Below are 24,664 nucleotides of genomic sequence, written 5' to 3'. Positions count from 1 at the left end.
GAGACGTCGGCTGCCACGACGTGTACAAATCGATTTGTACTATCGCTGTGGGTGATCGGGCTGTCAACAGCTCAAGCGAGATCGGTTCCGGTCAGCAGGGCGGCGAGTTCGGTCGGCCGGTAGAGCACTTGCTTCCCGGTGCGTTGCGGTTCGACGAGCCCGGTACGGCGGAGCAGTTGCAGGTGCTGACTCACCGCGGACGGTGTCACTTTGAGCTCGCCGGCCAGATCGGTCGTCGTACGGGGATATGTCAGGAGCTCGAGGATGTGCGCGCGCGGCGTACCGATCAACTGGGCGAGATCCTGGCGGGACGGTGGCTCGACGACGGACCACAGGTTCGCCTGGCCGCGTGGGGGATAACCGAGCAGTGGATCGGCGCCGGGATCGAACGGAATGACCGCGTGCGGTCCGAAAAGCGTTGGCTGCAGGACGAGTCCGCGACCAGCGACGGCTTCGGTGCGGCTGAGGTGAGCGACCCGCTCGACCTTCAGCTCGCCGTTCGCGTAGCTGATCGCGGGGCCGAGGTCGTTGAGCATCGCGCCGGTGCCTTGCTGGGTGAGGATGTGACCTCGATAGCTGATGTCCGCCGACAGAAGGGTGCGCATCCGGTTCCAGTACGGCGCCATCGCGGCGTCCCAGTACTGGCGCAGTACCTCGACGACCTCCTCGACCGTGAGGTCCTCGGGGAGTTCGCCGTTGACCGCGACGATCTGGCGCTCGAACGTACGCCGGTCCACAGACGTGATCACATCTAGCTCGTCGGTGAGTTGGGTGAGCGGCGAGATCGGGCGCGGCGTCAGGAAGTCAGGGCTGCCCATCGTGTCGTTGACCAGCCGGCGCAGGACGTTCCAATCGAGGTCGGCGACCTGCGACTGCACGGCCCGGACCCAGCCCAGCTGCAAGGGAAAGCGGCCCGGATCGCGGAGTGCGCGCATCGACAGCACCATCTCCGCCACCGGCGACACCGCGAACCGGACGTCGGCCAGGTCCTGCGAGTCCAGCAGGTAGGTCAGCACTCCGTTCCCCTTCGTCGATGTGGACCGATCCTAAATCGACCGACTGTCGGTGGTCGGTGAGATGGTCGATGCATGGGGTTCCGAACGATGGATGACAAGGAAGCAGCCGAGTTCCTGGCGCAGCCGCTGGTGGCCGTGCTGGCGATCGACGATCCGGGGTGGTCGCCGCATGTGACGCCGGTCTGGTTCCATCACCTGCCGGACCAGAACAAGTTCCAGGTGATGACGCCGGCCAAGTCGAAGAAGGCCCGGCTGCACCGGACCGGCTCCGGCGGGTTGTCGCTGTCGGTGCAGACGGCTGACGGCCCGACCGCGAAGTACCTCAACATGCAGGGGGAGGCACGGCTGCTTCCACTCGCCGACGACCTGCTGCACGCGATGGTGGAGAAGTACCTCCCCGAGGAGTTCCGCGCCGCCTATCTGGCCGACCCACCCGAGGACTCGATGTTCGACATCACCCCGCGGCGGATCACCACCGGCGTCATCGGCTGACAGTTCGCCGCGCTGCCCCGTCGTACCGGATATGACGAAGCTCGCGGAGTTGCAGGGAGAGCACGAACTCGACGGTGAACGGACCCGGATCGGGTTCCTGGCGGCGCATCGGGTCGGGAGCAAGGTCCGTGGACGGTTCGCGGAGTTCGACGGTGCGGTCCGGTTGGACAGCGCCGATCCCGCGGCGTCGTCGGCCTGGCTGACGGTGCGGACCGACAGCGTCGACACCGGCGATCGGCGGCGGGACGCCCAGTTGCGGAAGGACTTCTTCGGCGCGGCGGCGTACCCGGTGATGACGTTCGTGTCGACGGACGTGGCGCAGGTCTCGGCACGGCGGTACGACGTGACGGGTGAGCTCACGATCCGCGGTACGACGCGGGCGGTGACCGTGCCGTTCGAGCTGACCGAGGCGGGGCGGTTCACGGCCGCGCTGACTGTCGATCGGCACGACTGGAACGTGAACTGGAATCTGTTCACCACGGCGCTGGTGCGCGCCGACGTCGTCCTCGAACTCGACGCGGCCGTGAACCTGTGAGGCTGTGCCCGCCTGGCCCGCCTGGCCCGCCTGGCCCGCCTGGCCCGCCTGGTCGGCCCGGCCTGGCTACTCGCAGGCGATGCCGTCGTGATCGGCGTCGAGGCGGTAGATGTCGGTGCCGATGACCTCGATCGGGCCGTCGACGTACTCCGGCCCGTTGCCGCTGCCGCCGGAACAGTCCACGTCACTGGCGATCGGGACGCAGCCAGAGTAGTTCGGGTCGCAGCCGGAGGACTGTTTCGGTTCGTCGACCTTGGTGCCGACGACGGTGATCTGGGTGCGCGGCTGCTTGGCGACTTCCTCGCGGAGCAGGTGTTTCGTGGTCTGTACGCCGTTCACGAAGGTGACGCGGTAGGTCAGGCGTCGGGTGCCGTTGACGCCGGTGGTGCGGATCGTCCGCTCGCCTTTCGGGAGCGAGTCGTCGGTGACGGTCTTCTTCTTGAACGGGATCGTGCGGAGCTCGACGACCTCCTTGGTGATCGTCGTGGGCTTGTTGATTGGCGCGGTGGTGCTGGCTGGCGTGGTGCTGGTTGGTGTCGCGCTGGCTGCGGTGGTGCTGGTTGGTGTCGTGGTGGGTGTGGGTGCCGGCGTGGTGGTGACGTAGACGGTGGCGATGGCGGCCGGTTCACTGTTGGCCGACGTACCGGAATCTGCTCCACATCCGGCGGCGAGCGCGCAGACGGCCGTCAGGGCGGCCGGAACCAGCGCAGCACGGAAGAATGACACGTTGTTCCCCCCAACCCGCCGTCGGTCCCCCCGCGGCGGGATTGTCAGCGCCCGGACCTCCCGAGCGAACACCGATCTTTACCAGCCGCGCTCAGAGACTCGCAAGGCTCAGAATTGCGCTCCAGTGAGGATGTTGGTGCCGATCGGGCTGATCGTGTGCCGAACCGCGCCGCCCGCGCGGCGCGTCGTCACCAGGCCGGTGCGGTGGAGGACGCGGGCGTGCTCACTCGCGGACGCCAGCGAGATCCCGGCACGGGCAGCCAACTCACTGGTCGAACACGCCTGCTTCGAGATGGTCCGCAGTACGGCAGCCCGCGTCCGCCCGAGCAGATCGGCGACGGCGCGCTCCGGGTCGACGCCGCGCTCGGCCCAGGCAGGGTCGTGGTGCACCGGGAAGACGAGGACCGGCGGGAGCTCGGGGTCGGCCGGCATGATCGGATGCCGCCAGCAGAAGTACGACGGCACCAGCCGCAGGCCGCGCCCGTCGAGATCCCGGTCGCGATCGACATGCCCCATGTCGACGTGCAGGTACGGCGGCTCCCACTGCAGCACCGGATGCAGCGTGCCCGCGAGCGACTCGAACCCGCCAGTCGTCACGGTGTCGCTGTGTACCTTCACTTCCCGGCTGATCATCGCGGTGATCATCGGCATCTGCGGCGCGATATGCGACCGATGGAACTGCCGCAGCCCATGACACAACTTCGCCAGTACGGCGGGATCGCCGGCCGCGAGGCGACGGGTCCAGTTCGGCAGCCGCACCTGGTCCTGGTCCGCCAGCAGCGCGAGCTCACTCTCGAGCTGCGGCTGCGGGGTCGCCGCGACCGCGCTGAGCCCCGCCTCCAGCCCGTCGACGCTCTCCGCCGGCGTCAGGAAGTCCGGCGAGTACCCGACCGGCGGCGCCAGCACCAGCAACTCCCGCTCCAGCGGCGTCAACCGCGCCCGCGTCCGCTGCCGCCACGCACCGAACACCTCAGGCTCGTCATCGGTCTGCACCATGTGCATCCCGAGCAACACTTCCCACAGCGGATCCGGCTCCCGACAGATCGTCGTACGCGCCAGATCAACACACCCGAACCGGATCCGGAAACCCATCGCCTTTTCCTCCCCCGAGGAAGCAGGACGCCGAAACCCACCCCGACGTCACCACCCGACCGCTTACAACTACACACCGTAAGCGACCAGAGGGTCACCCCCCGCCCAAGCAAACCCCCGCCAAACCTGACACACTGTTCCCCTCACCCCCTGAGGGGCCTCTAGCTCAATTGGCAGAGCAGCGGACTTTTAATCCGCGGGTTGTGGGTTCGAGTCCCACGGGGCCTACCTGTTTCCGCAGGTCATAGCGCACATGGCCACCGTGGCTACCACCTCGATCCACCACTTACCCACCACGTTGAGTCTCCGAGCCTCGCTCGGGGTCGGTGCCCAGTACCTTGTTCATGGCTTCGACCGCCTTGGTGTTGCGGATCTTCCGACCGAGGTAGGTGTCCTGTGTCATTGAGACCCGGCTGTGCCCGAGCTGGTCCGCGATCTGCCGCGCGGAATGGCCGACGTCGTCCAGGAGCGTCGCGAGTGTCTTCCGGAAGCTGTGTGACTTGACCCACTCCGGTGAGTCGATGTCGGCCCGCACGTCGCGGAGATCCCGGAGCGGGTTGTGGGGGTCGCGGAATCCGCCGATGCTGTTCGGGAAGACCGGCTATCACGCGCAGTAACGACTTGCAGGTCAGGATCGATAGACCCCAGAGGGTGTAGTAGAAGGTCCCTGAGGGCCGGGGCAGATTGGTTAGAGACGTTGATGGGGGATGCCGTGAAGTTAGTTGACCGGTTCATTTCGCAATACGTGAGAGAGATCGATTTTTACGAGCAGGCGGCGCGGCTCGCGGCAAGCAAGCTGGAGACGGAACTGCAATCGGAGGGTATCCGATGCATCGTCACGAGTCGGGCAAAGTCGGTGTTGCGGTTAGAAGAAAAAGTTCGTCAACGAAATTCCAAGACGCCGTATAGGTCGCTGGATGCTATCTATGGAGATATCGTTGACCTAGCCGGTGTTAGGGTAGCCCTATATTTTCCGGCGGAGCGTGACCAGGTCGGAAAGGTGATCGAGCGACTGTTCTCGGAATATGACTCGCGCAGAGAATTTCCAAATGCAAGCCCTCCACTCAAATCCAAACGGTTCTCAGGATATTCTGCTGTCCACTATCGCGTCCGTCTCCGGGCGTCTGCGCCAAATGATCCCGAAGCGCGCTACTTATCAGCCAATATCGAAGTGCAAATCGCGTCGGTCTTGATGCATGCATGGTCTGAGGTGGAGCACGACCTTGTCTATAAGCCATATGAAGGCAAGCTGTCGGACGAAGAGTATGATCTGCTCGATCAGCTAAATGGGTTGGTTCTTGCCGGAGAGATAGCACTTGAACGTCTGCAAAAAGCCGGAGAGGCACGAGTTGCGCCTACGGGGCGGCATTTCGCCAATCATTACGAACTAGCGGCCCACCTGTTGAGCCAAGCAACTATGGAGGATCGGCCCGTCACGACGGCCGGCCTCGGGCGCGTCGACCTGCTATTCGGACTCCTGGCCCGCCTCGATCTCGAAACTCCAGGTTGTCTGGAGCCGTACTTAGAGAGCCTGCATGCCGACGTAGAGCGACGGCCGCTCTCTGAGCAGGTCATCGATGCCTTACTCGCTGAGGACCCTTCGCGCTACGAGATCTATCAGTCCGTTCGCCAGGATCAGGATGCATCTCGGCGCGGTAGTCATTTCGAAGACTCATCCATCTACAAGGAAGTCGGGTACTTCCTTACACAATGGGTAAGGTTCGAACGTCTAATGAGGGAGCTGGTTCCGGGCCAAGACGCTCACCGACCTGTTGTTTGGAATCGTCGAGCTATGGAGAGACTGTCGTTTCTTGAGCCCGACATGATCATTGATTTGGACCACCTCCGCCAGATTCGCAACGAAGTAGTCCACGGGATTAAGGTCTACTCACCCGGATACTTGCAGGGGGCATCCGAGCATCTTGAGGCGCTGATTGCGCGAATCGAGGCGCATGGAGCAGGAGGGGCCGCAGTTGTACACGCACCTGCATAACTCGCGGTGGCTAGGGGTATTCGAGTCTCTGACAACTTTCTCTACGTCCTCAAGACGGGCCCCTTCAGGGCCCGAAACCGCGCCGCCACCGCAGGGCGGGACGCCTGCCCCCCGCTTCGCTGCGCTCCCGGCGCCTCCCTTGGCATGGCGCGCACGTGCCAAATGGCGCTGGATCGATGACAGCAGACCTCGCCATCAATGCCCGACACCCTCTCAGTGCACCCACTCGCCGGAACGGCCGGCTACCTGCCTCGCGCCCGGTTGTCCGCGCCACCGCTGTCCGGTGCGTTCCGGCATCGCCCCGCTAGCAATCATGGAAGGGACGGTCCGGTGCGGCGCGCGTCAAGAGCGCCTTCCGCGTCGCAAGCGATCGAGCAAGCTCGACCCTTGACCCGCACCGCGCCGGACCTAAGGTCGGCAGCTATCGGGGCGATGCGGGAGGCCTGTCCGTGCGCTTGACACGTAACCGTCAACCCCTGGGTGTTGGGATTGATATCGTCACAGCGGACACCTCGCAACAGGTGCTCGTCGTTTCAGCAACGTGGGGGAACATTGAGATTTTCAGAACGCCATGGATACCAGCCTGTCCGCTCGGCGATCCAGCACGAGTCACTCGACGGGCCAACCAGAAGTGAAATCTGGAATCTCACGCTAGCCGTTCATAAGGCCGAAACTGAGCATACAACATACTCGGAACACTCCGAGCTGTCGGTGCAGATATGGACGCAGTTGTGGCGACGCAATGTTGACGAGATACCGTATCATCCTAGCCTGTTTCAAAATGCCATCAAGATGACGATCATCGATGGACTTTGGTATGAGGTCCTCGACCTCATCGAGTTCGTCTCAGAGAACGCAGGCTCCCTCAATCGTCAATTAGGACAGCTATACAACACTATTCTTGAGAAGAATCTGTGCGCCTATCGATTCATAGGGAATCAACTCGTACCCATCGATTCCGATCTAGATCTGAGTGCGATTGAGGATGCACTGGATGCCGCGACTCCGTTCATAGGAGCGAAGCACCATCTCGCGCGGGCCGTCGAGCATCTGGCTGACCGCCAATCACCGGACTATGCAAACAGTGTCAAGGAAAGCATCAGTGCAGTTGAATCAGTCTGCCATAAGATCACCGGCGAAAAGACGCTGGGCCGGGCGCTTGTGCGACTAAGAACTGCGGGCGTCGAAATTCACCCGGCTCTGGAGAAGGGGTGGTCGAATCTTTATGGCTACACGAGCGACGATGATGGAATTCGCCACTTCGCATCTGACGAGCCCTCGGTGGACCAGGCGACGGCAAAGTACTTCTTGATTGCCTGTTCAGCGTTCGTTTCTCTCTTGATTTCAAGGTCGAGCCAAATTGACCCCATATCAACCGAGGCTGACAAAGAATCTTGACGTAATCACACCTGGCTGGACACACTGGACAGATTCAGGCACGGCGTGCTGCCTGCTGTGTCGCCTCGCTGGGCCAAGCGTCGATCAGCCGCAGGTGGTAATCGGCGAACCAGCCCTCGACGGACCGTCCCGCGCGATGGTCCGGAACATAGACCACGCGGGCAGCGCAGCCACCGGAGTTGGTCTGCCTCTACTCCAAGAGCAAACCAGGCCATGGCCCACGCTCCCGAGCCATCCGCAGGACCCACCAGTGCCGTATTGACAGGATCGGACGCGACTCCCGGAGGGTACCGCCGATTGCTCCCCATGCTGAGAACTATGGAACGTATGTTCGATGGTGAGTTGACGCCTACGTGTCACTGACGAGCTGTGGGGGAGGCGAGTCGGCAAACAGCCGCATCGCGCGAACGCCGGTTGCCGGCCACCAGATTCCCCACCGTTTTGGACGCGAACTAGCGCCAGTCGATGAGAACTGACGAGGTCTGCTCTCTCTGAGTAAGCTTCCCAGGTCAGGAGCAAGTCCGACCAGCGCTGCGGACCGCTGCACAACGTGGATACCCAATCCGCGGGTTGTGGTCCCGGCCGCTGTCCAGGACTACGTAGCCATCGAAATTGCTCAGTTCTTGCGATAAGAAGGACACCCAGCGGTCGGGTACGGCTACTGTCCCCTTCGAGGTGGTGATGGTCACTTCACCGTCGTTGGCGGGCTACCTCGGCGCCTTCTGTGGGTCGAAGAAGACCAGGTCGTGTTCTTTTGCGAGTCGCTCTGCGACTACGCCGACCTCGTTGGCCCGGCTGTAGCTGACCGCGATGTACAGGATCGGGCCCGAACAATTGCTGCTTGGACCGCCCGCTGCCCAGGGAGTGTCCTCGCTCTCGTCGTCGGGGAACCGGGCGGCCAAGGCATCGGAGTACGCCTGGATCTTTGCGGTCGGTGCGACCAGATCGACCTCGAGGTACCGGGTAAAACAGCTCTTCGAAGGTCGCCGCCGCATCGGGCTCTCCGGTGGATGCGTCGCTCTCCCAGATCGCGAAGTCATAGCTCACCCGGCGGAGTATGCCATTCCGGCCTGACCAGCCTCCTGGCCCAGTTCACGCAGATGCCGGCGTGCCAATGGTTGTGTGTCAGTAAACCGGAGCCGTTTCAGGGCGGATCTGCCGGCGCAGACAACCGCGATGGCAGAGGCTTACCAGCAGGCTGCCTTGGATGCCATCGGTGTGCGTCGAACCATACCGTCCAATTTCGTGGCGCTAAGGACGATTTCGCGTCAGCCCCAGAAAATGCTGGTGGGGTCGCGATCGATCTCAGCCAGTAGGTCGTCGATACTCCGTGACGGGGCGAGCTGGTCGTAGAGGTGGAAGCGTTGATGCTGGTCGCTCCAGTGCAACGTCCAGGACTTGTCGGTGGTGTTGTAGCGCAGGCGTGCGATCGCGGAGGTGGTCCAGTCTGGCCCGAGGTTCTCGTGCCATGGCGGTCGTCGTTCGACGATCGTCAGGTGGCGCTGAGCGAGTTCGCATTCGATGCGCAATTGGTCGCGGGCGTTCTCGGGCACCCGGATCGCGCACCACCGCTGCACTCGCGCGACATCCGATTCGGGCACAGTCATTCGATCACCAGCCGTCGGGCGGTCGGCGCAGTGCTGGAAGCGTAGAGGTGGGTGACCGTCATTCCTCGGACCCTACCGGCCATGGTTGGTAGGGTCCGACCGATCGTCTGCCTGGTGATGTCAGTTCAGGCTGTAGCTGTGGACGGACCATGTTGGCACCCTAGCGAATCCCGGACCGGATGCCGATGGCTCTGCTGAGCAGCCAGGGAGATGTTCATGAGGCCTAGGTGCTGGCGGCGTTGCTCGACTGCGTTGGTTGTTGGGGCGTCTCCGAGGATTGATCGGCCCTGAATCTGGTGGCGCTCTCTGTGTAGGCGGCGATCTTCCGGATGAGTTCGGTGAGGTTCGGGTCCGGTGTCGCGCTGCCTGCGCGATGCAAATCGGGATACTAGCCGGGCGGACTGGCGGATAGTTCGTCTTCGACCCAGGCGGCGCGTTCGACTATCTGAGATTCGAGTTCGCGGAGTGGTGTGATCAGTGTGGGCTCGCTGACGAGGGGCGGCCGGGGTCAGCCCGGCACGCAGTCAGAAGGCAAGATTGCCTCATGCGACTCCTTATCCTCGGTGGCAGCTGGTTCCTGGGGCGAACGCTGATCGTCGATGCCTTGGCCCGGGGGTGGGAGGTCACGGCTTTCTCTCGTGGCAAGAATGGTCAGCCGCCGGCTGGGGCGACACATGTTCTCGGCGATCGTAGGAAGGACGGAGACCTCCAGCGCTTGGCCGAGTCTGGCCGATGGGACGCGCTCATCGACACCAGCGCGTATGAACCCGTCGACGTCACTCGGGTGACGGAGGCGCTCGGAAAGCAGATTGAGCAGTACGTGCTCATCTCGACCGTGAGTGCTTATCTCGAGTGGCCGGCTGTCCCTGTCAGCGAGGATTCGCCGCTCTGGCCATCGTCACCGACCTACACCGAAGATTCCCCCGAGCTAGCCGACCTCACGATAGGCGGCCAGTACGGCACGCTGAAGGCGGGCTGCGAGACAGCGGCGATGGACGGAGACGTACGCAGCTTGATTGTGCGGCCGGGCGTCATCCTGGGGCCAGGTGAGTACGTCGGCCGCGGTCTCAAACTGCTGGAACGAGCCGCACGCGGTGGTCGGTGGCTGCTCCCTGCGCCACCTGGGGAGCCCATTCAGCCAGTCGACGTACGCGACGTGTCAACGTTCCTCCTCGACTCCGTTGAGGCGAAACGGGACGGCGTCTTCAACCTCGTCGCCCCGATCGGCCACTCGACGTACGGCGCCCTGATCGACGTCTGCCTGGCATTGACCGGACACCGTGCTCAACTGGTATGGGTGGATCCGAGATGGCTGGATGAGCAGGGCGTCCGGCAGTGGACGGAGATCCCGCTATGGCGGGTGCCTCAAGGCACCTGGCAAGTGGACGGCCGGCGCGCCGCGGAGGCGGGATTCGTCTGCAGACCACTCCGCGACACGCTGTACGACTTCAAAGAGGTGCTTGACCGCGACGGGCTCATCGACCACCCACGGCAAGACCAGCTTGGGATGCGTCCCGAACGGGAAGCTGAACTCCTCGCCGCTTGGGATGACGCCCAGTCGTCAAGCGCTCGGTAGCGCCAGTCGCGAGACCGCCTCGGAATTGAAGATCTCGATCTGATCGCGCAAGTCCACAGCCTCTGGAGTCGCGCCAGTCGCGACTGGTGAGCCGACGAGACAGCTGCTCCATTCGTCCGGTCACACCATGTCGGCGGCTTGGCGCTGGGATTGTCCAGACGGACTCCAGCGCGTTCACGCTGGCGTCAAGGCGGCCGGCGAGGAGTTCCGCGGTTGCCAGGTCGACCTGCGCCCGTGCAGGCGCCAAGCCGCCCAGTGGGTCCTCCGGCACCAGGGCAATGGCGTTCTGAATGCGAGTCACAGCCGGTTCTCCTTGACCCACGGTCAGTAGGGCCGTTCCAGCGCACGCCGAATGGCGACTCTGGCCCCAGCCGAACTCTCCACCGGCAGCGCTGTACAGCTCGCTGTCTTGTGATTTCTCCATCTCTATATCGGCCAGGCGCAGGGATTCCTTAACCTGGTCCGGCCGCCCTAGCTCGGCCCACGCCCGTGCTTCAATTGCTCTGAGTCTCGCGGGTGAGGCACCGGCTGGGGCAGCATCGATGCTGCTGGCGATCAGCTCGACCGCCCGCCGACTCTGGCCACGCCAGTTAGCGATGAGAGCCTGCGTTCCCCGGGACCATGCCTCGAGGTGCGCATCACCAATCAGCTCGGCGTAGGTACGCGCTGAGCGGGCTTGTTCCTCGGCGGCGTCCCAACGCGCTAGGTCGAACGACACGACTGACAGCAGTCCACAGGCTTGTCCTGCCACCTGATAGAGCTGGCTGGTCTGCGCTGGTCGTCTCGTCTTGTCGAGCAACAGGTAGGCCACATTGCGGATGTGGCGGGCTTCGGTGAGCAACTGCAACGGAGGTTTGGTCTGGTAACCGCGGGCTAGTTCAAGAACTGACTCCTGCAGCAACGAAATGTCGTCCGAGTCAACAGTGCCGGCGATTCGGGCTGCGTGCTCAAAACTCTCGTGGGCGGCCATAACTGCCGCTGCCTCCAACGATTCGACGTCAACGGACAGGCCAGGCGCGGCCGTACCGCTGCGAAGCTCGAACTCTGCCAACTCATGCGGCAAGCCAAGCAAGACCTCGAAACGGTGACCCCAGAACGCTTCGGCCACGCGCTGCGCGACTGCTCTCGCGTGACCGACGTCGCCGCGCATCCACCGCGCCAACTGGCGTGGGGACAACGTCGCCGACTCCTTCATCTGCCGTGCCTTGATCTCGAACTCACGGCACGTTTCCTCGACCGTCCAGGGGCCTTCGTGGACGATCTGCTCTAACAGCGTTCTGTACTGCGCCGTAGCCACGCATTCACCGTACGTCAGGCCAGTGGGTAGCAAGCGGGTTCCGCGCGTCGATGGCAGCCGAACGTCCGCCAGATGGCAGGCAGACGTCATGCCCTGACCTCTGGCATTTCGGCGTCAGATGCGCCTCTGCCGTCCATTGCAGTCCCAAATGGCAATCAGATGGCAGCCGAGTGTCCGGTGTCGTTCATGGTGACGGCAGACAGACCGGCGGGAAGCTTCTCGTCACCGAAAGTGCTAACCGCGACGACAGGGTGACGCTACGTGATACCAGAAATGTGGGCTCTCTGGCTGCTGGCGGCCGCGCTCTACGCCTTCATGATCCGAGACATCATCCAGGAGGTGACGGGCGAATGACCGTCACTCAGCTGCCACAGCCGACTGACCGTCGCGTCCGGGTCTGGTTCGGTGAGCACGTCATCGCGGACTACACCGCCGAGCCGGCGAAAGCGATCCTGTACCACGCGGGCATGACTCGGCGGTTCGCCAGTCTTCGCATCACGATCGAGTCGGTATCCGCGGCGGTGGATGAAGATGCTGCCGACTCGTGAACGGCCAGCACCGCCGCGGCTGGTGGTCCCGGCTCTGGGAGCGCTTGGTCGCGGCTTTCCGTCGCTGGATGGACGACGATCGGTGACCGACTACAGCCGGCCGTTGCTGCTCGGATATGCACGACGTGACCTGTACTTGTCCGGCCAACACGTTGACGACCTGAAGCGCGAACTCGGGGAGTTCGCCCGGCTCGAAGGCTTCGCCATGGGGTCGGTGTACGTCGAAGACCCCGAAACTGTGCCGCAGGCCTCCGAGGCACTGGTTGCCTCGGTCAACCGCTGCCAGATCACAGCGGTCGTGCTGCCAGGTCTGCGGCACCTGCCTTTGGTGGGAGATCCGGCAGAGGTACGTGTGCGGTTCGAGCGGGTCAGGGGGCTCGCATCATGCTGCACGAGGCCGCCCTGTGAACTGGCGGAGTCGGTGGGGGAGTCATCGTCCTCAGCCCCGCACGTGCAGACGATCGCTGCACACCCATGGGCTCCGTCGTACTGCGGTCCTTGTCCGAGTCCTCCTCTCCCCTGTGGAGGGCTCGGCCAGGGCCCGCTCGGATGCTGGCTGGCACGGGACGCGGAAGCGAGTCCGTTCCGTGTCAGCCGCTTAAACACCGAGGCGCGGACGGGCGCCTCGGTCCCGGTCGGCTGAGTGGTTGGGGCGTAAGTGCCCGGGCGAGCAACCACTCAGCCACCGCCGTTCGAGACCAGCGGGCGGGCGCACAGCCTGCAGAGCGGACGCCCGCCCGCTGTTCCACCCCGATGATAGGAGCGCAGTGGATACGCCCGTAATCTCGTTGGATGGGCCGACCGTCGATCCAGCGATAGAGACGCACTACTCGAGCCGCTGGGACGAGTCCGTCCGGTTAAGCTCGACCGTCAAGGGGCGCTTGGAACAGGCCCGGCTCTACGACTTCCTTGGCCAGTGGTTCCCGCCGCCTCCGGCTCGTGTTGCCGACATCGGCGGTGGTCCCGGTGTGCACGCTGGCTGGCTCCGCGATCAAGGGCACGACGTCGTACTACTCGATCCCGTCCAGCGTCACGTCGACCAAGCCAACGCGGCGGGCATCACCGCCGAACTTGGCGACGGCCGCCGACTCCCATGGTCGAACGAATCGTTCGACGCCGTGCTCATGGCGGGACCGCTCTACCATTTGCCGGAGGCAAGCGACCGTCGACTGGCACTTCGTGAGGCCTTGCGGGTCTTGCGCCCCGGCGGCGTACTGGCTGCGGTAGCGATCAACCGAGCAGCGAACCTGATTGGCTCGACGCTGGCCAACACGCTTCTGACGCGTCACGGCATCGTGCGCGACATCCTGGAGACGGGCCACAGCGTCGACAACGAGCGCATGGCGCACTGCTATTACCACCGAGAGCGCGAGCTGCGCAGCGAGCTCGTCAGCGCTGGGCTGCGGCCGGTGAACATCTTCGGCCTCACCGGTCCCGGTGGCTGGCTCACAGTCATGATCGACGCCCACTTTAAGAACCAGCCCTACGCCGACAATCTGGCCGAGCACGACCCGCTCGACACGGCACTGGAGTGCTCGCGCCTGGCGGATCGGATGCCCGAACTGGTGGCAGCGAGCTCGTTGTTCCTGGCCGTGGGGCAGAAGGGCTGAGTCGTGGCGTCCTGCTGCACAGCTGGCGAGATCTCAGCCGAGCTGGCCGTGCAACTCGATGTACTCCTCTTCGGCGCGCAGCACCTTCGACAAGACCGCATCGGCGCTCGGCAACGGATGGAGTGGGAAGTTCGACCCGTCCGACCTGAGCCGGCCATCCGCGGTTGTCGACGGCGGGATGACTACGGGTGTCCCCGGCTCGAAGTACTCGACGCCGGTAGCCAGCGGTCCGAGGTCGGCTTCGGGCTGGAGCGTGCAGGTGATCCAGTCGCCGTCCGGCAGCTTCATCGTCGGCGGCCAGATTCCAGGTCGCTCCTGTTCGTACAGCCGCTTGCCATAAGCGCCGGCGATCCGCGGCAGGCGCCAGATCGCCACGGTCGGGCAAGAGGTGACCGCCAGGTTCGGCGGCTCGGCGACGTCCCAGAGGACGCGGGCTGCATCGACATTGGTGATCCAGTCGCCGTCCGGCGTACCTGCGATAGTTGCCGCCCGCACCGGAATCTCACGCTCCACGCAGGCGAGAGCCGTGTCCAACAAGGCGTTCTTGCGTCGAATCATGTGCCTGATCGTCCTCCCGTATCGGGAACATCATTGCCGCGCCACCGCGCGGCTTGTCAATCCGGACCTCAGCAGATCGCTGATTGTCCAACCAGGTGAGGAGCCGTACATGTCCCAAGTCGAACAGATGAAGATGCAGCTGCACGGCTTGGCTGATCAGTCGAGGCAGGGCGCAGCCAGCTTGGCTGGGTTCAAGCAGCGTTTTCGAACAGTCCAGCCAGCAGGTTCAGGCCCTCATTCGCGGCACAGCGACACGGGCTGATCAGGACATTGCAACGATGCTGGATGCCGCCGCCAAGTCGGTTGACCAGGCCGTCCAGTCGTTGCAGATCGCCGAAGCCGGGTGCCGCGGCTACGCCGACCAGACTTAGCGCCGAGGCAGCGCATGCCTTCCGAGCTGCAGCGGGTCGCCGAACAGCTGCTCGCCTGCCTGAACGAGGCACCGCGGGCGGTCGGCTATCTGCATGACCGAGCCAGGAAGGGAGCACCAGCAACCACCCGAATCGCCGCCACACAGCTCGATGAAGCGGCAAGGCGCTGTGAAGAGGCAGCCCACTACTTGTCTCAGGTGGAGGCTCGAGCGAAGCAATGGGTGGAGCAGATGGTGAGCGGCATTCGAACCGCCCTCGGCGGTGGCTCGAGGCATGGACGGTCGCCAGGAACAGGTGGCAGAACGCCTTCCACGGACCGCCGGCGTGACGATCATGACGACGAAGCGGATGCGAAGAGCCCGGACAGGAATGGGCGAGTCAGTGAAGGGACGAGTTCGGGGGACGATGGACAGCCGTCGCGGGGCGCGGTCGACGATCGGACGCAGGGCAGCGGCGGCAGTGATGGAGCTGGAGATCAGCCGGAGCCCGCGCCCTTCATCGAGCAGATCTTTCGGCGACTGCCCGAGCGGCCGGGAGACGTCGGGCCGACATCCGGCATTCTGACCAGGCCGGACGGTGGCGGCCTGATTCATGTGCGCAGCGGGACGCGAGGCCCCGGAGGTACGGCGCCAGGTCTCGGCGGCCGAACCGCCAGTCTCGACTCTGCGCGAGAACACGCTGAGGGCCACGCGGCCGCCCTCATGCGCCGTGCCGGCATGGCTCGAGAAATGACCCTGTACGTGAACAAGCGTCCCTGCGGTGGGCGGTACGGCTGCGACAACACGTTGCCGTGGCAGTTGCCGCGCGGTGCGAAGCTGGCGGTCTATTGGCCAGGCGGCTATAAGGTCTACATCGGTGATGGGAGAGGACTCGCATGAACGACTTCTTGACGGCCTACTACGACGATGAGGCGGGGCAGCAGCGCATCGGCAGCCAGGCCGAGCTCGACGAGCTGCTCGACCGAGTCGCGAGTCTGCCCCGGCCGACCTGGGTCGAACTGGTCAGTGCGGACGAGCTCGTCACAATGAACATTGGGCTAGGGGCGGCCTTCAGTTCCTTGACGCTCTACGACGACGTCGATGGCTCCGCAAAGTACTGCTCAGCTGGCACCCTCGGTGAGCCGCAGGAGGCAACCTTCGACTACGGCGGCGTGCCAACGACCATGGGCAAAGGCAGCGCAATCACCGTGAAGGATGCCCGTGCGGCGGCCTCCGAGTTCCTCGCCACTGGCAGACGTCCCGATTTGGTGGTGTGGGAGTTGGCATTCGACTGAGCTGCAGATGGCGAAGGTCGATCATGTGTGTTCTGTGGCCTGGCCGGTCGAGGCTTCGTCCTGTCGAACTGCCGCCGCGCTGCCACTTAGGGCTGACGCTCAGGTTGAGGGGCACGCCTGTCTCCAGGTCCAGCCATTGATTCCTGACCCGAGGGAGACAGCATGACCCTGGAGTTGGCTTGCCATACGGGCTTCGAGACGCTCGACCTCGTCCCGAGACTCAAGCCGCTCTATGCGAACGCGTACTCCGAACCGCCGTACGAGATGTCGGACGAAGACATCTGTCGGTTCGAGATCCGGATTACGAAGCATGCGGGCCTGGACGGCTTCGTCCTGGTCGCCGGAGAGCTCGACGGGCGATTCGTGGGATTATCGTACGGATTCACCTTTCCTCCGGGACGATGGTGGACCGGTGTCAAGACTGACCCGCCTTCTGCTGATGTTGCTTCAGGCCCCGTTTTCGCGGTCATCGAGCTCGGCGTGCACACGGACTTCCGTCGCCGTGGTTTTCTCTCGCCAACCCGTCGACGCTCTCCTCGCTGATCGCCCGGAGGCCTTCGCGAGACTCATCTCCCGCCCCGGTGCACAAGCCCATGCGATGTATCAACGCTGGGGGTGGGAGAAGGTCGGCACCACGCGGACCTACGCACAGTGGCCTGTTGAGGACATCGACATCCTCCCGTTGCGCGACTGCAGATCCGCCTGACCTCTCGACGGCAGGCAGCGATCATGAGCAACTATGTGCTCGACGCACAGCCCGACCGGGCACCTGCGACAGGGCACCAGGCCGTTGATATAACAGCGGCTACGACGCTACGTGGCGAACCTCTGCCTCGTCGTCGTCCCCATTCTTCCGGCCGATGCCTGCCGGAAGAGTAGGACCCATTCGCGTCCTACTCGCCAGAGCTTCAGGCTCAGATGCGTCACGACGACACCCTGGCCCGACTCCAGTACCTCAGTCCGCCAGATGACGAAGCGGTCAGAGGTCGTTGTCAGCCTGCCCCTTGATGAGCCAGGTGGTCAGCGTCACGAGAAAGTCGTGGTCCTCGGAGGTGACCGTACGTTCGTGCATCACGTCGTTGCGCAGATCATTCAGGCGCTGAAGCCAATCCGAACGCGCCTTCCAGCCACCGGGCTTATCTTCGTCGCCCGGTCGCGTGTACTGCTTTTCGAAGAGCCGTTTCCACAGATCCTGGCTCTGCGTCATGATCGCTCGATAGTCGACGATGTAGAGGCAATCCCAAGCTTCAAGCTCATGATCCGCGTCTAGATCGGCATTCTTCTCGACCGCCAGTTTCCCGGCTTCGATCATGATCCTGCGTGGGACGCCGTCCTTGCGCCACGTGGATCCATATTCGTCCTCGAGGCGCTTGCGAATATCGCCCTTCATGAACTGTCCCAATGCCGCAACCATATCCCGCGACTCGTCGTTGAACTGCTTCTCCTCACTTTCGAGATATTCGATCAAGCCGGGTGGCAAGAAGTCCGAGCAAGCGACGTTGATTGCCTGCTGCAGACGTCGCCAGTACCTCGTGCCAGCACCGGACCCATACATTTGCCGAAACTCTAGGCCCTGGGCTGAGTCAAGGGACGCCAAGTGACTGATAAGCGGGTCCATGTATCGTCGTGCCGCATCGAACAATTCTTGCGGCGCGCATTCTCGTGGATTGTAGGAATTCACCAACGTGAGGTGTTGGGCGATATCGCCCAGAATCCGGATCAGCGACTCGACGCCGTTATTGATGAAAACGAATCCGCCCTCAGCGCTGCCAAGCTTGAACTGAGTGTCGAGTCCGTCACGTAAGTATGCAAGTCCCAGTGTGAGATAGCTAATGAGTGGCCCCGCGGTCGCGTCGTTCGAGCCGCGGTAGAATGTGCCCACTTCCTTGACCTCGGTCTTAGAGAACGATCCGAGGAAACCTCCGCGATCAATTCCGCGGCTGATTGCGTCGATCGTTAGGCACCGTAAGGCCGTCTTCGGATTCTCTCCGATCTGAATACGTCCGTACAGTGGAGAGGATTTATCCTCGCCGAGTTGTTGTGCAATGTGCAGCTTAAGCGCTCTGATCTGCTCGCGCAGATCCTTCGAGTCATACAGCAAGTCCGCGTTTAACGTGTTCCGAAGGTTCTTGGGAACGGCTTGCTGGTTCTCATTGATCTGCATGAACAGCCGAACCTGATCAGGGCGCTCAAGATTCACAAAGGCGATGACCGGGATCAGATCTGTGGCTGCGCGCGAACTGTCGGCATAGCCGTATAGGCGGTGCTGCCCATCGATGACGTAGGCGGCGCGGAAGGTTTGTGGCAGATGAAGGACGCCGGCTCGGGTCCCACCTGCGTGTTTCGGGAACGGCTCGAACTTCAAACCCCTGCCAACAGAATCCAGACTCAGGATGAGCGAGTTGGGAAAATATCCGCCGTCGTCAACGAACTGCGCGACGCCCTTGAGTCGAGTCTTCTTGATCAGCCGCTGATATGTCGGCATTAGGCTCGAGTTTGCTTTATTGCGATGCAGGATATATGCAAGCTTCAGTAGCCGTTCCGGCTCGATTGAAAAAGAGTAATACTTATGTCCACCCATGTGAGCTTCGATAGCCACAACTTCTGGGTCGAGATTCGGAATCTTTGTGCCATGAAACAGGTTTCCGAGGAGTTGATAGCGCGCAGCACGACCTAGGTGATCCGCGAGCCCAATGTAGTAGTCGATGACATCCTCGTCCATGTGGATGACATCAGCCTGCTCGATACGTTCAGCAGTCTGCTGTGTCACGCCAAAATTGTTCGTCGCAAGGATGAACTTTACCTTGTGGTAAGGGAAGTCCCTCTTGATCTCCTTCAGGAGCGCCGGCCGCTGTGACTGGACCGTCTCAAGTTCTTTCCTGAACTGCCCTGTGCGCACAGTCTCCGACGACCTGCATATTATTATGAGTACGACCTCGTCATCGGCGGCGAAGACATCGACGTGCTGCGCTTCTCTGGCGTCATTCCCGAATCTGAGAGAGAAATCTCGATCCTTGTTTAGTGAGGTGAAGTTCAGTTTTGCAAACGCGGCCCAGACGCGGTCTTCAAACGCGACATCGTGTAGTTTGGGCTTGCGCATCCGTGCGGACCTCTTGTTCCGCTTGTCGATCACCCAGCCGTCGGCTTCACGCTCGGGGATCTGCCTTGGCTGGACCGTAATGAAGTGGTCCGGCGACATCCTCTTTCGAACTTCGGCCGGGATGCTTCTTGGAGATAGCAGCGCGTCCCTCAACGGGGCTCCTGATGGCGGCAGCGTCATGACTCAGGAAGATTCGTGAATAGGTACTCGGTCGCGCGGCCGCGGCTGCTTTTCTTGCCGGCCACAGCGCTCCTCCGGCTAGTTTCGATCCGTCGGTCGCCCTTCTCGAAGAGCTCAGCAATCGACTGGTGTGCGGCGTTTGTGAGAATGTAGTAAGCACCTCTCTCGCGAAGAGTGTCGACCATGTCGCTCAGGCGATACTGATCTGCGAAGCGGAAGAGTTTGTCGTTGTATCTGACGAAGCCGTTAAAGTTGTGCGCGACGGTGTATGGCGGATCCAGGAAAACCAAATCGCCCGGGCCGACGTTGTCGAGCGCGGTCTCGAAATCCCCTGCGGTCAAAGTAGCGCGTTCAAGGCGTTTGCTAGCGGCTTTGAGATCTTGCAGCAACGGGATATTGTAATGATCTCGGTACCCGTAGGGTACGTTGTATTTGCCCTCAAGATTCACGCGATAGATGCCGTTGAACGATGTGTGGTTGAGAAAAATGAACCGCGCTGCCTTTGACGCTGGCAGGCGCGGTCTCCCGGATCGTGCGGCATAGTACGCCTCTTCGGTGTTGCGATAAGACCGCAAGAACCTCCAGACGTCCTCTGGCGCTTCACGCACTTGGCGATAAGTGTCTATCAGAGCTGTATTCAGATCGGACAAGTACGCCTTGGCGTTGATGTTCAATCCGAAGAACACCGAGGCGCCCCCCGCGAATGGCTCGTGATAATTCTGGACCTCGGTGTCGCCGAGCAGCCTGGCCACAGTTGGCACCAGCCACCGCTTCCCTCCCGCCCACCGAAGCAAGGGTCTGACGGTGACAGGTTTCTCTCCGACCATGACCAAAGATTATCGGCTCTCAAGGACATTTCCGCCAGTCGTGCGGCGCGCGTCGCGCGGAACGCCTGCGCCTCGGGTGTCCAGGACGGAGTAAGTAGGGCTGCGGCACCAGCTCAACGGCGACGTCCGCAAACGTGGATGGCCGCGTGCGACACCCGCTGCGCAGCTCGGCTTTGGTTAGCCAGAGGCCGAGGCGCAGAGAGTTGTAAGCCGCGATGACATGACGAGTCTGGGACGCACCGATTCAATACATCAGGCTGTCGAGATGGTCCGCGACGCGACGCCTCGGCACAGACCGGACCAATGGCTACCGGCAACTGCTGAAGGGCTTCGGGGTCGTTGGCCGTAGGGCAGGATGTTCGGTGAGCGTCCAGGGGTGTACTGCCCAGTTCACGAGTGTCCCGGATTGTCAGGCAGGTACGCCGGCATCGCCCAGTCCGGTGCCTGTCGCAGCGCAGCCGAGCTTGAGGAGCAGCGTCCTGCCCAGGTTGTGTTATCGGGCGGTCCGACGGTCCCGACAGTCTCGAGTCGTCCACCTTTGCTCAGCAGAATCAACGCAAGACGTTGGCTATACGCCGGCACCGATGAGAAGCATGGTGGCGCGAATTCGCAGGTCACGAGTAGGTCTGGCAATTGATGACAAATGATGGGCGTATTTTTGTCAGTTTCCGCGGGTTGTGGGTTCGAGTCCCGCGGGGCTACCAGATGTGATGTCTCAAGACATCGGCGACAGGTGAACCCACGTTTCGTGGGTTCATCTGTTCTTTTTAGGGATGGGGCCGGGTGGTCTGCCGGTGGGTTGGTAGTCGCGGTCTGGGTCGAGGGTGAGTTCGCGCAGGAGTTCGCCGGTGGCGGCGTCGACGACCCTGATCTGGAGGTCGTGGACGAGGATCAGGACGTGGGTTCGTCCGATGCCGATGTGGTGCAGCCGGCCGTTGACTCTGAGCGTGACGACGCCGGTGTGGTCGATGCGGTCGGTGCGGACGCGGTGGTGGACCTCGCCGGTGCGGTCGCCGCTGGGGGTGGCTTTGGGGCGGGCGTGGTAGGCGGTGGCCGGGGTGGCGCGGTGGGGCAGGGAGCGGTGCGGGGCGGCGGTGGTTGTACTCGTCGACGAAGGCATCGAGCAGGTTCTGGAGCTCGGCGATTGTGGCCGGCTGGATGGGTTGGGCGCGCAGCCATTTCTTGAGGGTTTGCTGGAACCGCTCCACTTTCCCGCAGGTAGTGGGATGGTTCGGCCGGGAGTTCTTCTGGGTGATGTTCAGTTTCCGTAGTTCGGTCTCGAGGCCGTTGCGGCCGCCCTTCCCGCCCGAGAGCCGGGTGGTGTAGACCATGCCGTTGTCGGTGAGCGTGGAGGCCGGGATCCCGTGCTGCGCGACGGTTTCGCGGAACGTGGTGGTCACGATCGTCCCGGTGATCCGCCGGTGCGCGGTCACGTGGAGGGCGTAGCGGGAGTGATCGTCCAGCCACGTGATCACTTCGACGTCTCGGCCGTCGGCGAGCCGGTAATGGGTGAAGTCGGACTGCCAGCACTCGTTCGGCAGTTCAGCGGAGAACCGCAGGTACGACGACCTCGGCCGCTTCCCGGGGGCCGGGACCACGGCGCCGGCGCGGGTCAGGATCCGGTGGATCGTCGCCCGCGACAGCCTGACCTGATGGTGGGTGTTGCAGGTGCCACTCGATCGTGTCGGCACCGGCGTCCAGGCCCTGCTCGCTCAGCTGCTTGCGCAACCGAACGACCAGCTCGACTGTCTCGGCAGGAGTGGCACGCGGTGAGGTCTTCGGGCGGCGGCTGCGTGGCTCGAACGCTGCCTCGCCCTCGGCCAGATACCTGGCCTTCAGCTTGTAGACCCAGGCCCGGTGCACGCCGTACCGCACGGCGACCTCCGCGGCCGTCTGACCCTCAACAAACAACGCGGTGATGACCAACCGAGCCTTCGACATGCCCGAGCATCCGGCCAGCCCACGCTGTCGCTGATCACCTGAGACACGTGTCGCCTATGTCTTGAGACATCTGTCGCCTATGTCCTGAACCACAACACCGCGGGGCTACCAGACCCCTGGTCGGGCGCCTGTCGCCGCAGCTGGAGTGTGAAGGTCAGTATCTATTCCGTGGATTGCCTGAGTGCGTCCGGATCGGGGCTGGGGCGCGGCGTGTCGGCCGGCAACGGCTGGCCGTCGACTGCTCACCTGGCTGACCAGCGGGCTCGCAGTACGCCGTCGGGGTCGGGCAGAACGCCCTCAAGCAAAGGCTTGTAATCCTTTTCCATGAAGGGGACGACGGCTGCCGCAACTGCGTCATTGGGGAAGTCTTCGGCCGTCGGATCGGTGAGCGTCACGCTCTGGATTTCACCGGCTGGGTTCGCCCAGATGTACTCACAGACGTCACCTGCACTCGACTGGGCAGCTTGCACGTCGGGGGAGAGGTTGGGCCAAACGCTCAGTCTCGAGCGTGGGGCGAGTTGGATGCCGTCGAGTGTTTCTGGCGTGAGCCGATGCCATCGGGACGTATTCCGAATCGCGGATTCCCGGAGCAGGATGGTGCCGTTCTGGGCCACGAGGTCGGCGACGTTTGCCCAGAAGGCGGCGTCGGCGGGTGGTCCAGGTACTTCGTCCGGCTCGTACGGTGACCTCTCCAGCCGGATCGGAAACAACCCGAGGGTGGTCGTTGTGGCGACTGCTCGCTCGCACTGTGCATGGCTTCCGATAAACATGTATTGGTCGAAGCCGACGTGCACCAGGAAGCGACCCTCGACCTCGAGCCGACACCACGCGCCGTTGTCCCGCAACATCGCCCGGACCAGGTCGATGGCGACACTGATTGGGACGACCGCTCCGTCGTAGTAGTCACTAAGATCAGGAGCGAACTGCCCGCTCAGTCCGTGCCCGTCGATTGGTGCCTCGAGCCCGAAGTTCCATGGGCCGGCGACTTCAGGCTCCCGGATGCTGACCTCGCCAACCCCACTCTCCTCGGCAAAAGCCGCCAGTGCTGAGAGGTACGCAGCCTCCTGCGTCCCGTGATCGCTCGTCTCGACCTCGAGGCCGACGTATCGGCCGTCCTCGTTCCAGTCGGCAGGGTCGTACTTCGTCACCTGGTAGATGTACCGCAGCGACATCCATTGATCATGCCAGATTTACTGCAGGGCATGGAGAACTACTCGTCGCGACAGCGCTACAAGATGGTCGCCGATTCGCGTTGATGTCAACTGGTCGGCGTGCGCGGTGTGTCGGTGGCTAGGGTAGGGCTTCTGTGGGTGGCTGGCTGTCGACGGGAGGGGGATTGGTGTGGTGCCGGGTGGTGGGGTGGTGTTTTTTAATGGGGGGTATGGGGTTGGGAAGAGTTCGGTGCTGGAGCATGTGGGGGACTTGTTGGTGGGGGTGGGGCAGGCTTTTAGCTTGATGGATGTTGACTGGTTTCATCGGTCTTGGCCGCCGGCGGAGCAGGACAATGCGCTGGTTGAGGCTGCGAATATTGCTGCGGTTTGGAAGTGTTATCGGGCGGTGGGGCCGCGGCAACTGGTGATGGCTGGGGTGATCAGTACCGCGGCTGCTCGGGAGCGATATGAGGCCGCGGTGGAGGGGCCGGTTCGGATGGTTCGGTTGACTGCTGACGCCGACATCGTGAAGCAGCGGCTGCGGGGGCGGTACGACGCGGGCCAGAAGGCTTTGGACTGGCATTTGGAGCGTTGCGAGGAGATCGCCGCTCGTCTGGAGGCCGCGGATCTGGATGAGTTGGTGATCGATACCAGCAGGCTGGCGCCGCGGGAGGTGGCTGAGCGTGCGCTGAGACACTTCGGGCTTCTGGATGGCTCAGCCACCCCTTGATCAGGTTCAGCTGCAGGTGCGGGTGTTGTACGACGCCCATTTCCAGCCGGTGCCGAAGCTGAATTGGTAGTTGCCGGCGCTGTTTCGGCGGACGGTGACGGCGTGTTTGGTGCCGGAGTAGAGGCCGTTGGACCAGCCGGAGGCGTCGACGGTGTGGGAGACCCCGCCGGCGGCTGCCCAGCTCTTGCGGCCCGCGGAGCCGTCCGCGGACAGGCCCTCGGCCCGCTGGAACGAACGGGTCGCGGCGTCGGTCCGGTCGCCGAAGACGCCGTCGATCTCGCTCTTCGGCAGGTATCCGTTGGCCCAGAGGATCGCTTGCCACAGGCAAGTGGCGTTCGAAGAACGGTGTACGGCGACACTCACCACGCCCTCGTCGGTCCAGTCGTCGTACATCGTGCCGGCGCCGGCGACGTAGGCGCGGCCCGTGTAACTGCCGTTGGCGTACGCCGGACCTGCCGCCACCATCGTGCTGCCCAGAAGTGCCGAAATCCCTGCCATAGTGGCGAAAACGCGTGTCTTCATTGATCCTCCAGAGGTGTACTCGATCCGCGGAACCGTGACGGTATCCGCCGGCCCTGACACGGATCTGCCCGTACTACGCCCGTACTGGGGGCAAGGTCACGTTGCCAGGAGCAACATCATC

The 24,664-nt window shown here is 63.1% G+C and carries 24 protein-coding genes, 1 tRNA gene and 1 pseudogene; 12 read left to right on the top strand and 14 right to left on the bottom strand.

Features of this window, described 5'->3' with window-relative positions; all coding sequences use genetic code 11:
- Window positions 1-71: 71 nt before the first annotated feature.
- Window positions 72-1,016 (bottom strand): DUF5937 family protein, encoded by a 945-nt coding sequence (locus tag ACFYRH_RS01350; protein ID WP_387766238.1) that lies wholly within the window; start codon window positions 1,014-1,016, stop codon window positions 72-74.
- 87 nt (window positions 1,017-1,103) lie between these two features.
- Between ACFYRH_RS01350 and ACFYRH_RS01345 the strand changes: the two genes are divergently transcribed.
- Window positions 1,104-1,508, top strand: a complete 405-nt coding sequence (locus tag ACFYRH_RS01345; protein WP_387766235.1) for a pyridoxamine 5'-phosphate oxidase family protein — start codon at window positions 1,104-1,106, stop codon at window positions 1,506-1,508.
- 31 nt (window positions 1,509-1,539) lie between these two features.
- The gene (locus tag ACFYRH_RS01340) at window positions 1,540-2,043 is read left to right on the top strand and encodes a YceI family protein (RefSeq protein WP_387766233.1); all 504 of its coding nucleotides are present in this window, start codon (window positions 1,540-1,542) and stop codon (window positions 2,041-2,043) included.
- A 66-nt stretch (window positions 2,044-2,109) separates the two neighbouring features.
- Here ACFYRH_RS01340 and ACFYRH_RS01335 read toward each other — a convergent pair whose 3' ends face one another.
- Window positions 2,110-2,769 (bottom strand): G5 domain-containing protein, encoded by a 660-nt coding sequence (locus tag ACFYRH_RS01335; protein ID WP_387766230.1) that lies wholly within the window; start codon window positions 2,767-2,769, stop codon window positions 2,110-2,112.
- Window positions 2,770-2,877: 108 nt separating this feature from the next.
- The gene (locus tag ACFYRH_RS01330; RefSeq protein WP_387766227.1) at window positions 2,878-3,861 is read right to left on the bottom strand and encodes an ArsR/SmtB family transcription factor; all 984 of its coding nucleotides are present in this window, start codon (window positions 3,859-3,861) and stop codon (window positions 2,878-2,880) included.
- A 155-nt stretch (window positions 3,862-4,016) separates the two neighbouring features.
- Here ACFYRH_RS01330 and ACFYRH_RS01325 point away from each other — a divergent pair.
- Window positions 4,017-4,089, top strand: a tRNA-Lys gene (locus ACFYRH_RS01325).
- A gap of 58 nt (window positions 4,090-4,147) precedes the next feature.
- Here ACFYRH_RS01325 and ACFYRH_RS01320 read toward each other — a convergent pair.
- A complete protein-coding gene (locus tag ACFYRH_RS01320) occupies window positions 4,148-4,396 on the bottom strand; it encodes a tyrosine-type recombinase/integrase (RefSeq protein ID WP_387766224.1) in 249 nt (82 codons plus the stop codon).
- Window positions 4,397-4,561: 165 nt separating this feature from the next.
- Here ACFYRH_RS01320 and ACFYRH_RS01315 point away from each other — a divergent pair, with 165 nt between their 5' ends.
- Both ACFYRH_RS01315 and ACFYRH_RS01310 read left to right on the top strand, forming a co-directional pair.
- Complete coding sequence (locus ACFYRH_RS01315) at window positions 4,562-5,854, top strand: GTP pyrophosphokinase family protein (protein ID WP_387766221.1); 1,293 nt, start codon at window positions 4,562-4,564, stop codon at window positions 5,852-5,854.
- Between the two features lie 480 nt (window positions 5,855-6,334).
- Window positions 6,335-7,252, top strand: a complete 918-nt coding sequence (locus ACFYRH_RS01310; RefSeq protein WP_387766218.1) for an AbiJ-NTD4 domain-containing protein — start codon at window positions 6,335-6,337, stop codon at window positions 7,250-7,252.
- A 1,268-nt stretch (window positions 7,253-8,520) separates the two neighbouring features.
- Here the strand turns inward: ACFYRH_RS01310 and ACFYRH_RS01305 are convergent.
- Window positions 8,521-8,859, bottom strand: a complete 339-nt coding sequence (locus ACFYRH_RS01305) for a DUF3024 domain-containing protein (protein ID WP_387766215.1) — start codon at window positions 8,857-8,859, stop codon at window positions 8,521-8,523.
- Between the two features lie 544 nt (window positions 8,860-9,403).
- On the opposite strand from ACFYRH_RS01305, the gene ACFYRH_RS01300 reads away from it, so the two are divergent.
- Complete coding sequence (locus tag ACFYRH_RS01300) at window positions 9,404-10,435, top strand: hypothetical protein (protein WP_387766213.1); 1,032 nt, start codon at window positions 9,404-9,406, stop codon at window positions 10,433-10,435.
- Here the strand turns inward: ACFYRH_RS01300 and ACFYRH_RS01295 are convergent.
- On the bottom strand, window positions 10,335-11,732 hold the full coding sequence (locus ACFYRH_RS01295) for a hypothetical protein (protein WP_387766210.1): 1,398 nt from the start codon (window positions 11,730-11,732) through the stop codon (window positions 10,335-10,337). The two genes, ACFYRH_RS01300 and ACFYRH_RS01295, sit on opposite strands and share 101 nt — an antisense overlap.
- A gap of 350 nt (window positions 11,733-12,082) precedes the next feature.
- On the opposite strand from ACFYRH_RS01295, the gene ACFYRH_RS01290 reads away from it, so the two are divergent.
- Both ACFYRH_RS01290 and ACFYRH_RS01285 read left to right on the top strand, forming a co-directional pair.
- The gene (locus tag ACFYRH_RS01290) at window positions 12,083-12,280 is read left to right on the top strand and encodes a hypothetical protein (RefSeq protein ID WP_387766207.1); all 198 of its coding nucleotides are present in this window, start codon (window positions 12,083-12,085) and stop codon (window positions 12,278-12,280) included.
- A gap of 767 nt (window positions 12,281-13,047) precedes the next feature.
- The gene (locus ACFYRH_RS01285; protein WP_387766205.1) at window positions 13,048-13,890 is read left to right on the top strand and encodes a class I SAM-dependent methyltransferase; all 843 of its coding nucleotides are present in this window, start codon (window positions 13,048-13,050) and stop codon (window positions 13,888-13,890) included.
- A gap of 33 nt (window positions 13,891-13,923) precedes the next feature.
- Here ACFYRH_RS01285 and ACFYRH_RS01280 read toward each other — a convergent pair whose 3' ends face one another.
- Window positions 13,924-14,448: a hypothetical protein gene (locus ACFYRH_RS01280; protein ID WP_387766202.1), complete on the bottom strand. Its 525-nt coding sequence runs from the start codon at window positions 14,446-14,448 to the stop codon at window positions 13,924-13,926.
- Between the two features lie 385 nt (window positions 14,449-14,833).
- Between ACFYRH_RS01280 and ACFYRH_RS01275 the strand changes: the two genes are divergently transcribed.
- The 3 genes from ACFYRH_RS01275 (at window position 14,834) to ACFYRH_RS01265 (ending at window position 16,635) form a co-directional block, all read left to right on the top strand.
- A complete protein-coding gene (locus ACFYRH_RS01275; RefSeq protein ID WP_387766199.1) occupies window positions 14,834-15,697 on the top strand; it encodes a DddA-like double-stranded DNA deaminase toxin in 864 nt (287 codons plus the stop codon).
- On the top strand, window positions 15,694-16,092 hold the full coding sequence (locus ACFYRH_RS01270; RefSeq protein WP_387766197.1) for an Imm1 family immunity protein: 399 nt from the start codon (window positions 15,694-15,696) through the stop codon (window positions 16,090-16,092). The genes ACFYRH_RS01275 and ACFYRH_RS01270 overlap by 4 nt, the downstream gene beginning before the upstream one ends.
- 162 nt (window positions 16,093-16,254) lie before the next feature.
- Window positions 16,255-16,635, top strand: coding sequence for a hypothetical protein (locus ACFYRH_RS01265; RefSeq protein WP_387766194.1), 381 nt, complete (start codon window positions 16,255-16,257; stop codon window positions 16,633-16,635).
- Between the two features lie 436 nt (window positions 16,636-17,071).
- Here ACFYRH_RS01265 and ACFYRH_RS01260 read toward each other — a convergent pair whose 3' ends face one another.
- From ACFYRH_RS01260 to ACFYRH_RS01235, 6 genes and pseudogenes are all read right to left on the bottom strand, one after another.
- Window positions 17,072-19,372 (bottom strand): DGQHR domain-containing protein, encoded by a 2,301-nt coding sequence (locus ACFYRH_RS01260; RefSeq protein ID WP_387766191.1) that lies wholly within the window; start codon window positions 19,370-19,372, stop codon window positions 17,072-17,074.
- The gene (locus tag ACFYRH_RS01255; protein WP_387766188.1) at window positions 19,369-20,199 is read right to left on the bottom strand and encodes a DNA adenine methylase; all 831 of its coding nucleotides are present in this window, start codon (window positions 20,197-20,199) and stop codon (window positions 19,369-19,371) included. The genes ACFYRH_RS01260 and ACFYRH_RS01255 overlap by 4 nt, the downstream gene beginning before the upstream one ends.
- A gap of 754 nt (window positions 20,200-20,953) precedes the next feature.
- Window positions 20,954-21,319, bottom strand: coding sequence for a hypothetical protein (locus tag ACFYRH_RS01250; RefSeq protein WP_387771780.1), 366 nt, complete (start codon window positions 21,317-21,319; stop codon window positions 20,954-20,956).
- Window positions 21,320-21,344: 25 nt separating this feature from the next.
- A pseudogene (locus ACFYRH_RS01245) lies at window positions 21,345-21,797 on the bottom strand (DDE-type integrase/transposase/recombinase); the annotation flags it as partial.
- A complete protein-coding gene (locus tag ACFYRH_RS01240) occupies window positions 21,742-22,140 on the bottom strand; it encodes a helix-turn-helix domain-containing protein (RefSeq protein ID WP_387766185.1) in 399 nt (132 codons plus the stop codon). The gene ACFYRH_RS01240 and the pseudogene ACFYRH_RS01245, both read right to left, overlap by 56 nt.
- 242 nt (window positions 22,141-22,382) lie before the next feature.
- Window positions 22,383-23,312, bottom strand: a complete 930-nt coding sequence (locus tag ACFYRH_RS01235) for a hypothetical protein (RefSeq protein ID WP_387766182.1) — start codon at window positions 23,310-23,312, stop codon at window positions 22,383-22,385.
- A gap of 229 nt (window positions 23,313-23,541) precedes the next feature.
- Between ACFYRH_RS01235 and ACFYRH_RS01230 the strand changes: the two genes are divergently transcribed.
- On the top strand, window positions 23,542-24,021 hold the full coding sequence (locus ACFYRH_RS01230; protein WP_387766179.1) for a hypothetical protein: 480 nt from the start codon (window positions 23,542-23,544) through the stop codon (window positions 24,019-24,021).
- Window positions 24,022-24,027: 6 nt separating this feature from the next.
- On the opposite strand, the gene ACFYRH_RS01225 is transcribed toward ACFYRH_RS01230, so the two are convergent.
- On the bottom strand, window positions 24,028-24,543 hold the full coding sequence (locus ACFYRH_RS01225) for a peptidoglycan-binding protein (protein WP_387766176.1): 516 nt from the start codon (window positions 24,541-24,543) through the stop codon (window positions 24,028-24,030).
- Window positions 24,544-24,664 lie beyond the last annotated feature (121 nt).

Source organism: Kribbella sp. NPDC004875 (genome assembly GCF_042873375.1).
Taxonomy (GTDB): domain Bacteria; phylum Actinomycetota; class Actinomycetes; order Propionibacteriales; family Kribbellaceae; genus Kribbella.
This window is presented reverse-complemented; position numbering and strand designations above follow the sequence as displayed.

Bases quoted from the DNA above. Each gene is read 5' to 3' on its own strand.
- ACFYRH_RS01305 (WP_387766215.1), bottom strand. From the start codon at position 8,859: ATGACTGTGCCCGAATCGGATGTCGCGCGAGTGCAGCGGTGGTGCGCG.
- ACFYRH_RS01265 (WP_387766194.1), top strand. From the start codon at position 16,255: ATGACCCTGGAGTTGGCTTGCCATACGGGCTTCGAGACGCTCGACCTC.
- ACFYRH_RS01270 (WP_387766197.1), top strand. From the start codon at position 15,694: ATGAACGACTTCTTGACGGCCTACTACGACGATGAGGCGGGGCAGCAG.
- ACFYRH_RS01250 (WP_387771780.1), bottom strand. From the start codon at position 21,319: ATGCCTTCGTCGACGAGTACAACCACCGCCGCCCCGCACCGCTCCCTG.
- ACFYRH_RS01280 (WP_387766202.1), bottom strand. From the start codon at position 14,448: ATGATTCGACGCAAGAACGCCTTGTTGGACACGGCTCTCGCCTGCGTG.
- ACFYRH_RS01330 (WP_387766227.1), bottom strand. From the start codon at position 3,861: ATGGGTTTCCGGATCCGGTTCGGGTGTGTTGATCTGGCGCGTACGACG.
- ACFYRH_RS01255 (WP_387766188.1), bottom strand. From the start codon at position 20,199: ATGGTCGGAGAGAAACCTGTCACCGTCAGACCCTTGCTTCGGTGGGCG.
- ACFYRH_RS01260 (WP_387766191.1), bottom strand. From the start codon at position 19,372: ATGACGCTGCCGCCATCAGGAGCCCCGTTGAGGGACGCGCTGCTATCT.
- ACFYRH_RS01340 (WP_387766233.1), top strand. From the start codon at position 1,540: ATGACGAAGCTCGCGGAGTTGCAGGGAGAGCACGAACTCGACGGTGAA.
- ACFYRH_RS01240 (WP_387766185.1), bottom strand. From the start codon at position 22,140: ATGTCGAAGGCTCGGTTGGTCATCACCGCGTTGTTTGTTGAGGGTCAG.
- ACFYRH_RS01315 (WP_387766221.1), top strand. From the start codon at position 4,562: ATGGGGGATGCCGTGAAGTTAGTTGACCGGTTCATTTCGCAATACGTG.
- ACFYRH_RS01225 (WP_387766176.1), bottom strand. From the start codon at position 24,543: ATGAAGACACGCGTTTTCGCCACTATGGCAGGGATTTCGGCACTTCTG.
- ACFYRH_RS01345 (WP_387766235.1), top strand. From the start codon at position 1,104: ATGGATGACAAGGAAGCAGCCGAGTTCCTGGCGCAGCCGCTGGTGGCC.
- ACFYRH_RS01235 (WP_387766182.1), bottom strand. From the start codon at position 23,312: ATGTCGCTGCGGTACATCTACCAGGTGACGAAGTACGACCCTGCCGAC.
- ACFYRH_RS01300 (WP_387766213.1), top strand. From the start codon at position 9,404: ATGCGACTCCTTATCCTCGGTGGCAGCTGGTTCCTGGGGCGAACGCTG.
- ACFYRH_RS01290 (WP_387766207.1), top strand. From the start codon at position 12,083: ATGACCGTCACTCAGCTGCCACAGCCGACTGACCGTCGCGTCCGGGTC.
- ACFYRH_RS01275 (WP_387766199.1), top strand. From the start codon at position 14,834: ATGCCTTCCGAGCTGCAGCGGGTCGCCGAACAGCTGCTCGCCTGCCTG.